11 protein-coding genes are annotated in these 10,205 nt (G+C 55.3%); 3 read left to right on the plus strand and 8 right to left on the minus strand.

The window, feature by feature from the left end; translation table 11 throughout:
• Window positions 1–42: 42 nt before the first annotated feature.
• The gene (locus HBO09_RS14235; protein WP_044268649.1) at window positions 43–1,074 is read left to right on the plus strand and encodes a WYL domain-containing protein; all 1,032 of its coding nucleotides are present in this window, start codon (window positions 43–45) and stop codon (window positions 1,072–1,074) included.
• 280 nt (window positions 1,075–1,354) lie between these two features.
• Here the strand turns inward: HBO09_RS14235 and HBO09_RS14240 are convergent, their stop codons facing one another.
• The 8 genes from HBO09_RS14240 to HBO09_RS14275 all read right to left on the minus strand — a co-directional run bounded on the left by HBO09_RS14240 (window position 1,355) and on the right by HBO09_RS14275 (window position 8,379).
• Complete coding sequence (locus tag HBO09_RS14240) at window positions 1,355–1,564, minus strand: hypothetical protein (protein ID WP_044268652.1); 210 nt, start codon at window positions 1,562–1,564, stop codon at window positions 1,355–1,357.
• Between the two features lie 26 nt (window positions 1,565–1,590).
• Window positions 1,591–1,791, minus strand: coding sequence for a hypothetical protein (locus HBO09_RS14245; protein WP_044268654.1), 201 nt, complete (start codon window positions 1,789–1,791; stop codon window positions 1,591–1,593).
• Between the two features lie 291 nt (window positions 1,792–2,082).
• A complete protein-coding gene (locus HBO09_RS14250) occupies window positions 2,083–2,643 on the minus strand; it encodes a hypothetical protein (RefSeq protein WP_044268656.1) in 561 nt (186 codons plus the stop codon).
• On the minus strand, window positions 2,640–3,086 hold the full coding sequence (locus HBO09_RS14255; RefSeq protein WP_235369364.1) for a hypothetical protein: 447 nt from the start codon (window positions 3,084–3,086) through the stop codon (window positions 2,640–2,642). Before HBO09_RS14255 ends, HBO09_RS14250 begins: the two co-directional genes overlap by 4 nt.
• A gap of 99 nt (window positions 3,087–3,185) precedes the next feature.
• Window positions 3,186–4,790, minus strand: coding sequence for a DUF2357 domain-containing protein (locus HBO09_RS14260; protein ID WP_044268663.1), 1,605 nt, complete (start codon window positions 4,788–4,790; stop codon window positions 3,186–3,188).
• 3 nt (window positions 4,791–4,793) lie between these two features.
• Window positions 4,794–7,058, minus strand: a complete 2,265-nt coding sequence (locus tag HBO09_RS14265) for a hypothetical protein (protein WP_044268671.1) — start codon at window positions 7,056–7,058, stop codon at window positions 4,794–4,796.
• A 155-nt stretch (window positions 7,059–7,213) separates the two neighbouring features.
• Window positions 7,214–8,044, minus strand: coding sequence for an HNH endonuclease signature motif containing protein (locus tag HBO09_RS14270; RefSeq protein WP_044268675.1), 831 nt, complete (start codon window positions 8,042–8,044; stop codon window positions 7,214–7,216).
• Between the two features lie 74 nt (window positions 8,045–8,118).
• Entirely contained in the window at window positions 8,119–8,379 is a 261-nt protein-coding gene (locus HBO09_RS14275; RefSeq protein WP_169995181.1) for a hypothetical protein, read from the minus strand.
• Between the two features lie 117 nt (window positions 8,380–8,496).
• On the opposite strand from HBO09_RS14275, the gene HBO09_RS14280 reads away from it, so the two are divergent.
• Together HBO09_RS14280 and HBO09_RS14285 are read left to right on the plus strand one after the other, a co-directional pair.
• On the plus strand, window positions 8,497–9,372 hold the full coding sequence (locus tag HBO09_RS14280; RefSeq protein WP_044268680.1) for a WYL domain-containing protein: 876 nt from the start codon (window positions 8,497–8,499) through the stop codon (window positions 9,370–9,372).
• Between the two features lie 145 nt (window positions 9,373–9,517).
• On the plus strand, window positions 9,518–10,192 hold the full coding sequence (locus HBO09_RS14285) for a hypothetical protein (protein ID WP_044268682.1): 675 nt from the start codon (window positions 9,518–9,520) through the stop codon (window positions 10,190–10,192).
• Window positions 10,193–10,205 lie beyond the last annotated feature (13 nt).

Consider the following 10,205-nt stretch of genomic DNA (forward strand, 5'->3'; position numbering starts at 1 on the left):
CGCCAGCTAATGGCCAGCTTTAACTCTACAAGGATGACCCTTTTGCCTTCAGCCAAGACTCACAGCGCCCTGAGTCGTCAGTGGGAGCTGTTACAACAACTCCCCAAACGCGCCCCGGGTATTACAGTCAGTGAATTGCTGGCCCGTTTAGTTGCTGCTGGTTACTCTATCAGCCGCCGCAGCATCGAACGCGACTTGCGCGATCTGTCCACAGTATTTCCACTGCAGTGCAACGATAGCGGTACGCCATTCGGTTGGTACTGGAAGCCAGGCGTGAGCGTCGAATTGCAGGGCATCACCCTGACCGAAGCCGTAAGTCTTTCGCTAGTCGAAGATGCCATCCGCCCGCTGCTTCCGGGCAGTATGCTGAGCGTTCTGGAACCGCGCTTCGAGCACGCTCGGCAAAGACTCAAAGGCCTCAAAGATGGCAACCCCGCAGCCCGCTGGCCTGACAAGGTCGCCAGCGTTCGGCCGGATTTCAACCTTCGAGCCCCGGAAATTCGGGCAGAAACACTGGAGGCACTGCAGCACGCTCTCATCAGCGAGCAGCAGCTGCGCTGCCAATACTACTCGGCGCACAACGACAAACTCAGTGAACTGACCCTCAACCCCCTAGCCATTGTCCAGCGAGGCCTCGTAACCTATCTCATTGCTACCGCCGCGCCATACACCGATGTACGTCAGTTCGCAGTGCATCGCTTTCGAGCGGTTACGGGGCTCGATACGCCTTGCCAAGGACTGGAGTCATTCGAGCTGAAAACATACCTTGCCACTGACGCTTTGCAATTCGGCAAACCGCAGAAGATTCGTTTCAAGGCTTGGCTGAGCGAACACCAGGCGCGATTGATTAGAGAGACACCATTGAGCACGGACATGGTGCTGGAAGCGCTGTCGGACGGTTTTCAGGTGAGTGCGACCCTAAACAATACATGGCAACTGCACTGGTGGATTTTGTCTTTGGGTGATTCGTTGGTGGTGAAGGAACCGGCAGAGTTACGCCAACAGATGAGAGACACATTGCGGCGGGCGGCAGCAGCGTATGGGCACGAAGAAGACAAGGTGAGCTCGGTGTAATCCATCAGCCCGCTTGCCTGGACCCGCTTAACGAAGCACCAAAGGCATCGCTGTGGAACGCTGTAATCGCTGTCTGTGACGACGAAGGCAAAGCGGTGCGCGGCGGTATCCACGCCTGCGATGATTGAGGCATGGACGGCCAGGTATCGCCCCGCAAATTTGACCACTCGTTAATGCTGACCAAGAGTTAAGCTCTGCCTGCGGTGACACCGTCTTGTCGTCACCGCGTTCACGGCACCCCCTCATTCATACAGGCTCACCTGTACGGCCGAGCAGGCATCTAATGCACACTGCCCAAGCCCCGGGCCTCGAGAATCATGCGGTCAAGCAGTGCGAGCATGTCGTCGACATCAATGTCCTGGAACCGGCCATTCGTATCCTGATCAAGGATCATGGCGGCGAATTCTTCGCTGTACTCGACCACTGCCTCAGCTTCAACCTCCGCGAGTGATAGGTCATCCGCGTGACTGTCAGCTTCATCGTTACGCATCGCGAACCTCGCACCTAGATGGGGCTTCAGCTGAATGGTTGCAACAGCTTGGCTTTGAAGATCTCCAGCCCCGTCGCAGGCCGGACATCCAGATCGACGTGCTGGCATGAAGGGCAGGCCGAAAACCAGTCTTTGCCCTCACGCAGCGCATCGCTGTGTGGCACCGTTGTTTTATGCCAGTGGCATTGGGGGCAGGTGAAAGTGAAGGGATGCGGTGGCCAGGGCATGGGATAACCTGCTAGTCGTAGAAAACATGGAGTAGCCGATACCGCACTGGGTCAGGCTGAATCACCGGTGCGCTTGTCCAGTTCCTGCTTCATCTCGTGGTATTCACGGAAGAACTCGTAGCCCTTTTTTACAACGACGATGACGCCAATGACTGCGAACAGATTTTTCATACTACGGCCTCTTGTGGTTGGCTGATTCCTGATGAGGCGAGCATGAGGGTGCAGCACGACAAGACGTGTCGTGACCGAATGATCCGTCGGCGTTTTACTGATTACTGCACCCTGCGCGCACTACCCTTGTAAGAGCCCGTTCACCAATCGATAAGCCTCAGGCAACGCCATCTTCCCGCCTTCCACCGCCTCGATCAGGCGCAGCGCCTTATCGGCACTGATGACATCTTTCTCGATCACCTCTCGAAGTGACGAAATAAAGCCGGACTTGTCCAACAGCGTGATAGCCCCCATGCGTTCCTTGGTCTCCATCTCGGCCAACCGCTCTTGATAGACCAGCAACAACTCCTGCTTGCGCCCCTCTGACATTGCACCGCCGCGAATCCACCGCGAGACACCGTATGCCAGAACGCCACCGGCGGCCGCAGCGCCGAGTGCCCAGCCAAGTGGCGTCGCCGCCACGGCAGTCACACCCACCCAACCGGCGGCCGTGGTGAGAACCGGAATACTGGTTGCACCGGCGATACCCGCCACAGTACCGGCCGCGGCGGCGCCAAGGCCGATACCCAGCGTGCTGATTCCCACTTCCCCGAGAATGCGTACACGGTCGTGGGGCGTGCGTTCCAGCTCGTCGATAACTTTGAGCAGCTGTTTTTTGCTGACCTTTGGCTGCCGACTCATGAGGCTTTCACCGAAGTCAGTTCAGCCATGACAGCCTGGAGCATTTCGATGAACAGGTCGAAGTACGTCCGGGCGATCTCCATCAAATTCTGCGGAAGCGCCAGCAAGCTCACACCGTCCCCGTTCTCGGTTGGTTGCTTATCGCTTTGATGACCGGAGACCGCGATCGTCAGGCCCAGCAACGCACCCAGGGGCGCCAATATCGAACCGAGCAACGGTATTGCAGCAACCAGCGAAGCAATGGCCACGCCCATCAGGGTGCCAATGGCCAGCCCCTTGTGCGCCGTGATGAACTCCCGCAACTTCATCACGATCAGCTTGCCGATGGAGACAACCTTGTTACCGATACGTTGGGTCACGTTCACCAGCTCTTTGAGCCGCACAGCGATTTCCGGCGACAGACCGCATTCGCGCAACCAGATATAAAGATCGCTGCTGGCCATGGAATCACTTTCGGCTTGCATCAGTGCAAGCTCGAACTCGGCTTGAGCCTTTGTAATTATTGTTGTCATTGCGCTTCCCCTTACAGTGGTACGTAAATTTCAGTTCAGTGGCCAAGGAATTGCGGCCATAGAAAGCTCCGTTGACTCTGAATCTGTGAAGCCCGGTACGAAGGGGGTTAACACAGCCTGCAATCCATTGTGTTCAACACTCAGCACCGCGACGCCAACACCATTGGCTTGCTGGTATGTCATCGTCTCCAACAACGGAGCACCTCCCGCGCGAGGCACCAGCAATATCGATAAATTCGGTTTGCGGCCTTTCCAGCGCAAGCAGTCCCGGTACAAGTGAGCAGACACCATGCCCTCCAATACCCACTTGCGCTCAACCCGGTACTTGGCGTCCATCACAATAAACGAGCTCCCCACCGGGCTTTCCACGGTGACAACAATGTCGGGGTAACGCGCCCCTGAAATGCTGGAAAAACCGTGACTGGCTGGCTGGTCGAATGCCGGGCAGTTTACCTGTAGCCAGACATCGACCTGCGTGTCGATACCTCGTCCTGTACAACGTATGTAATCCAGACTCGTGCCTGGCCAACGATCACACCACTGCAGGTCGGGATAGATCGACTTCATCATGGCCACCACCTGGAGATAACACCAACGCTCGTATATTTCCCAAGTAGGGCTGATCCATAAGCGCTCTCCCTCGCTACTGCCGTCAATACCAGGACGCAGTACGTACCATCCATGGCGATAAACCCGCGCGTAAACAGGATGAGCGGAGATCGCGTTGAGCCCGGCAGCGGAAATTTGAGGCTGACGCATGGAACCGAAGGGTTCCTTGCGTTGAATCTTTCGAAGGTCGCGGTGCAAGCCTTCGAGGAACTCAATCCGCCGTCCAAGCCGAGGGGCCAACGCGGAGCGAGCCCCCGTGTCGCCCTCCCCATCAATGATCTTTTGCAACGCGTCAATGACGTGTCGGCTACGTCGCAGGATTTCGCCAAGGACAACAGCCAACGCCTGATTGGCTGGATTATCCAAGTTTTCGAACACAGTGGGCACATCAAAGTGCAACACCTGAACGCTGGCATTGGCCCGTTCGAGGTTGTAGAGCAACGCCATCGCCGCAGGGTCTTGCCAGGCACGTCGCAGGGTCTGGCGATCAACACGACGCAATTGGTGCGCTGGCCGCAATGTGCGCTCTCGGTGCAACCGGGTCAGCGGCTTGCGCAAGACTTCGTTAAACGCCGCTAACAACGCCGGACCATAACGTTTCAACCGGGCATATTGAAGATGCGGGTTACTGGTTAGCCCTTCACGCCCCACTTCCAACTGGGCGTATTCGTTGCCCATCAGCAAACGTGCATCAAAGGCAAGGAGTTCATCGAGCATCGCGGCAAACGAAGTTTCGCCAAGCTTGTTTTGATCCGGAGCTACATCAAAGTGATAGGTCGCTAAGACTTTTCCGCCGCTATCAACCAACTCAGCGATGACTTTGCCCGCATAGAAACCCGGTTCCCATCGCCACGCGTCAAATGCCTCATGGTGCGAGCTCTCTAACGGCTCATCATCAACAAACAAGCGGGACTCGGGGATAATCTCGAAATAATAAGTGCCGCGCTCCATGAACCCCGAAGCCAACGCTTCGGGGCTGACCGTGAATTCGCTGCCTTGTTTGTCAACGCATCGGATATCCGCCATGTTTCAGCGCCAGAATCGCGCGGAACCCAAAGCGCGCAAATCATCCTGCAATTCGCTGACTTTGGTTGCCGAATCCGTCAGTTTCATATCCCGCAGCAAGGTACGGCTGTCTGCGAAGGCTACCTGAACCCGAGGCGTGTCTTCACCGCGCAGCTTGGGCAGGACTTTGGCGTAGATGGCTTGATCCAATGCCGCATCGAAGTCAATCACGCCGCCGCGCTCGGCCTGTTCGATGTAGCCAATGACATCGTGGATAGTGCGCCAGCCGAAATGCAGACGTGCCGGGCGCAGGGCCTTTACCAGCCCCTTGAGCGTGTCGCGTACCTTGGCAATTTGCGCTTCAGACAAAACACTGGTTTTCCAGCCGGGGAATGCTTCAACATCGATGTCCCAGAACTCGATCACTGCCGCTCGGTCGAGCACCTTGTCGCTCAAGCCATGTGTCGTTTCATCCATATTCACGGTGCCAATAATCACCAAATTATTCGGGTACGTGATGGTCGCCGGCACACCGCTGATGTCATTGTCCTGAGCATGGAAGTCAATGTGACCACCTGTCTCCATGGCCGAAAGCAGGGGGGCCAAATATTGCTCCGGGTGAGACAGGTTCATTTCGTCGAGCACTACCGTGTATGGACGTTCGGTGTCGGCACTGGCTCTAAGCAGGAAGTCGACAAATGCCGTGCGTACGTAGCTCTCGCTATTCAAGGGATTGACGTAACCCAGCAGGCAGGAGGGATCATGCCAGCCTGGCTGAACGGGGACTGTGAGCAAGCCCTCAGCCGGATTGGTTTGCCCCCCATGCAACGCAAGCGCATAACCCCGAGCCAGTACTGTCTTACCAGCACCGCTGAGCCCGGTGAGTACGGCGAAGTGACGGCGCGGATGACTCCAGAGCCCCGCATCAAGGCGAGCAACCAGGCTGATTGGAAAGGCAATATCTTCGGGAAAACTACGCTGGATGGTTTCCAGCGAGGGTCGCTCGAACGGTACAGCCTCTTCACTGTATGGCACTACGCTGGTTGAAACGGCCCCAGCGTCTGGAGTAAGTGATTGGGGTTCCCAGTAGATTTGCGCTGCCCAGGTTTCACCGAGTTCGGTCAGGTGCATCAGTTTGTCGGCACGGGTTTCGACCAATTGCAGGGCACGCAGCCAAAAGGTCAGACTGGTCAATGCTCGATCGCTGGTCCACCCGGGGTTTACCTTTCTCAACGCATCATTCAACGCACTGACGGACATTGGGCCGCTTCGCAATGCATAGAGCATGTGATCAAACCCGAGAACACGGGTCAGTAGCCAGTCCGATACTTCATCAGGTTCGCCAGAATCCAGCAGTCCCTCACCTCGCGGTGTCAGATGGATTTCGTCACCTTGAGCCCGCAGAACACCCCATTCGGCAATGAGTGAATTGAGTTGTGTTCGGATACTCGAAAATGCGTGACTTGGATTGATCGAGCGCATGTGCTCCACCAAATCCTCTCGCTTGCATCCCTCTTTGGCGAACTCAATGATCGCCCTGATGGTCGCAATACCACCACCAATGGCGAGCATGCCACGACGCCGGCGCTCAGCAGGTAAAGGATTCAAGCGTTCCTGGCCTGTAGCGGGGTCAGCGATTTCCGTGGACTCGGCTTCCTGCTCCTTTACGAACTTCATGTAGAGCAGCCAAGGCAGAGTCATGCGCTCCAACGTCGGTGTTGATAGTCCTTTTTCTGGCTCACCCAAAACATTGTCCAGGCGCTCAAGCACACTCCGATGCAGGGAAAGCTCACGCTCCGTGCCTCCTACACCTATCAGCGACGCCAAAGTGCGCAACTTAGGATAGTGAGCGAGTGTAGTCAGTTCAGTTGGGCACAACGCTGCAAAAAGACGATACTTTTTAAGTCTCGGATTGCGTCGCACAAGGGGAGGAACAACGAGTTGGTTCAACTCGCGCCAGCCTTCCTTGAGCACCTGATCACGAAGGTGAACATCAGCAGTTTTAAGTGATGCCCGAATATTCCAAAGACATTCGGCGACTCCAGGGTTGGCGATCACCTCTGAGACATTGACCGTGCCCATTCCCGTTTTTGTAATGACCTCACTTTCCCACAGCAGCTCTTGAAACTCTGTACTACAAAACTCTTCCTGATCAGCGTCTTGTACAATACGAAGGAACTCCGACAGCTTTTTCAGCCAGTTCTGATACCAGGGCAGTTCGCGATTGTGAGCCAATACCGCCTCGCAGGCTGCCTTCAGATTTGTGTTGTCCTTCAGATCTACCGCCACCAGTCATGCCCCTTATTGTCTTGTTGGGCGACCGCGCCCATATAGCGTCTCTGCTAATTATTTACATGCGGAATTACACCGCCTCCCAGGAGAATCCAGCCTCTGACACTGGTTCCTGGCCCATCACCTTTCAGGCAAACGATTAACACGAGCCACTAGCCACTGAATACGTGCTCGCGATGCCAGGCCAAGTAGTTCAAATGACGGTCATGAAGGCTACGCAATCGGCATTGCGGGGTAATACCAAGTGCCCGTTGCAGTTCAGCGGTCAAGGTTTGCGCAATAATAATATCGCCCTCGTCGGTGAAGCTGATCAGCCCCTGGTCAAAGGCTTGATCCAGGTTGGGCGTCAGAAGCAGTCCGTTAAAGGGATCGAGGCGTTCCAGATGCGTCGCGTCACGCCAAGGCTTAATGTGAGAAGCACGCAACATGGAAGCAAGCGCTATACCGCTAACGGCGCAACCTTGCCAATGCTTGAGCAGAGCTTGGCGATAAACACTTTGTCCTACCCGCGCTCGAATAATGGCTTCGCGCTCGGTACTCTCAATTTGCTGCCCAAATGATGATTGCTCGAATATCTCAATCAGGCTGAGTTCATCTTCCAATCCTTGATCGATGGCCGTCGATTCGCCGGTAAGCACTGCGAACAGGCTGCGCAAGTCTTCACTATCCGCACAATTGACCGCTATACCGGTATTGCTCGTTGAGTCCAGCGCGCGCGGAAATACTTCCAGGCTGGTGCTTTTATAGTTCTCATTGGGAGCGCCCTGCGTCAATACCTTGATTTGCTCCCAATGCACTGACTTGCGGTATGCCGGGTGCAAAACCAATGGTTGGAGTCCCACGGCGCCGATAGCTTTATGCTTGACGAATAGCGGGTACTCAAGCGCAGGATGCTCATAGCCTCTAGCGTAGGCCTTTTCTTTGTACTTCAAGCTGCAACCATGGCCTTCCAGTAGCCTGCAAATTTCCAGCGAATCAAGCATGCGTTCCTCCTGATGTTTACAACGTATCGGCGCCAATCACGAGGACCTTGAATAAAGGCCCTCGTACCTCACACCTAAGGCAGCAAAGCCTGCAGAATCTCCACCTTGCGCTGCAGCTGCTCCACATGAGCCTTCTCCGCCCGCAGCGCCGATTTCAACTCGCGATTCTCTTCGGCGTGCCAGCTCATCCGCTGCTGGCGCTCCTTCGTGGTCGCATGCCAATGCTCGAGCAATCTCCAGGCTTTGTTAGTCTGCAGATACTGCACCAAAAGCATCAGCAGGATCATCAACAGCATCAGCATCGCTACCGACGCTATCCAATCCCAACCATCCATAAACATGTCCCTCATGTCGTCAACTCCAAACTTGCCAGAGTCACGATATGTAGTGTTAAACGACACGTCTAGAATGTAGACTTATACAGGTAAAGTATTCACTCACATGGAGGCGACATGAAACGCAAGCAAACCATCGCGCAGGTCCGTTGGGACCTCGCCCTTCGCTACCGACTGATCGAAACGGTCGCATGGTGGGAAGGCCGGCTGACCACGGTGCACTTGATGCAGAGCTTCGGCATCAGCCGTCAGCAGGCATCCAAGGACATCAACACCTACATCACCGAGCATGCGCCCAAAAACCTTACATATGATCGACAGATCAAGGGGTACGTGCCGGGCAAACAGTTCAAGCCCCTGTTCATCGACGACAGTGCAAGCGCCTACCTGCACCTGCTTTACCAGAACAATGCCCGAGCGGCACACGTTGAGGGACTGGCGTTGGCCTACGCCCATACCAAAGTGCTGGAGGTGCCGGATCGCTCGATCAAGGCCGAGATACTGCGCCCACTGCTCAAGGCTTGCCGGGAGCATTTACGCCTAGACATCGACTACGTTTCGCTCAACAGTCCCGAACCTGAAGGGCGAACCATTGCGCCGCATACGCTGGTTTACACAGGCATGCGCTGGCATGTGCGTGCCTACTGCGAAAAAAACCGTGAGTACCGCGACTTCGTGCTGAGCCGACTGCGCGGCGTCCCAGAGCTGATGGACGGAGAAACCGAGAATGGCCTCTCGGACGACGACCAGTGGAATAAAGAAGTCAACGTCATCATCAAACCCGATGAGCGTCTGACGTTAATGCAGAAGGCGATAATCCAGGAGGATTTCGGGATGGTCGATGGGCGACTGCAGATTCCCTGTCGCCAGGCGTTGGTCAAGTATGTGTTGCAGCGCTATCAGATTGATCCAAAGAACATGGACCCGAAGCCAGAGGCGCAACAGATCGTGGTGGAGAACCTGAAGGAGTTGAAACCTTGGCTGTATGACTGATACCGGTCCCTTTCGACTGCCCTGTTCGCGACAACCTTGCCGCTGGCACTCGACTCCAAAAAATACCGAGCCCTGACGCAGTGCGACATGATCTGTCGCACGAGTGAATCAAGCTCTGTATCAGACCCCACGAGAGAACACGATATTGAATAATCTGGAAGCCCTGAAGCTGGTGGAAACCACGTTCACCGAGATACTGAACGCCGACAAAGTGTCCGACCTGCAAAAGATGCTGACGTCCGATTCCCTGCTGGAAAAATGGCAGATGGACCGCAACAAGTACCCAGAATTGCAGTTGAAGTTGACGGACCACGACATCAGTTCCCTCATGACTAAGGTTGGCAACGATCTTCGCTTGCATGCGGACCTCAGCGCCAAACTGGAAACACCTCTGGAAAAGCTGCTCTACGCCCTGGTCTGGAAAAATGGCGACCTGCAAAAGGTGGCGCACATCATCAAAGGTGCAGCCGATGTCAGACCAACATCGCTGACTAACGGCCCAGGCCAGGTATTCAGACAGTTCGGTCGGCACCTGGCTGATCGCTCGGAATCCATTGTCGATCAGCACGTGCTTCGTGCCTTCGAACTCTATGAGCAGATCAACGACCCAGACTTTTCCAAGATCAAGACCATTCGCAAGAAGATCAATTGGGACAACGATGTCGCCTGCATCGAACGCTACAAAGGCTGGCTCTCGAAGCACTTTAAAGTGCGTCAGGATTCGGAACCGGGATTCGTAGTAAACATCGACATGCTGCTCTTTGCGCTCGGTCGAGCGGTAAAGATCACCAGCAAGCGTGGTAACGGCGAAGCAGCGTAATCCCACCACCATC

It is taken from the genome of Pseudomonas sp. WS 5027, assembly GCF_012985695.1.
GTDB lineage: Bacteria > Pseudomonadota > Gammaproteobacteria > Pseudomonadales > Pseudomonadaceae > Aquipseudomonas > Aquipseudomonas hygromyciniae.